This window comes from Bacillus sp. AFS001701 (assembly GCF_002559405.1).
GTDB lineage: Bacteria > Bacillota > Bacilli > Bacillales > Bacillaceae_G > Gottfriedia.
This window is the reverse complement of record NZ_NTZO01000435.1, coordinates 1-711: the sequence shown is the minus strand read 5'-3', so window position 1 is coordinate 711 and position 711 is coordinate 1. Positions and strand designations below refer to the sequence as shown.

General features: G+C 28.8%; 1 protein-coding gene. It reads right to left on the bottom strand.

The features are described 5' to 3' along the window. Positions 1–205 precede the first annotated feature (205 nt). A complete protein-coding gene (locus CN514_RS20730) occupies positions 206–544 on the bottom strand; it encodes a DUF3889 domain-containing protein (RefSeq protein WP_098234211.1) in 339 nt (112 codons plus the stop codon). Positions 545–711: the final 167 nt, after the last annotated feature.

Sequence of the window (711 nt, the reverse complement as noted above, 5' to 3'; positions counted from 1 at the left end):
GTTATATATTCAATTCAATCTTTTTATAGTTTATTTCACTCACTAATTTTGAAATTTTTTTATTTGATTTCAATTACCGTTCCATCATTAAAAATCTATGTTTTTGAAACCTTGAATTCTTCTTTAAATTTTTTCATGTGATTTCTCTCACAATACATTTCAATAAAAAACATCACGATTTAAGCGATGTTTTTTATTGTTATTCTTATCGATCCGTTTCAGTATATGTAATTCCTAAGTATCTTTCTGTTCTTGGTTCAAATTCTACATTTACATATACCCCGAATTCCCTGCTTCCATCTTTTAATCTTAACCATAATTTGAATTTTTCAACTGAGATCGTTGGTGTTCTTTGTTCTCTTCCTATGTGTAAATAATCAATTACATCCGATTGCGGGTATCTTTGGATTGTTTTTTCAACTGCAATTTTTCCCCATTTAGCATATGGAGGCTCATAAACTGGTTGTGCATCAGATGGGTTTACTTTGCAAAAAATACAAAATATGAATGAGAAAATGAAAATGGCTTTAGATGTTCTTTTCATAATATCTCCTCCTTTTTGCTACTATCCTTACTATTCGACCCCTCTACTCGATCTATCCGTTTCTTGATTGTGCAATTTATATCAGTTTTTACGCTTTTTACTAATAAAAAGAAATTTTTTACAAATAGTAATCCTATATGTATTTGATTAAGGAGGATTTATTTTGC

Excerpts from the sequence above, each read along its gene's own strand:
- CN514_RS20730 (WP_098234211.1), bottom strand. The coding sequence starts at position 544 with ATGAAAAGAACATCTAAAGCCATTTTCATTTTCTCATTCATATTTTGT.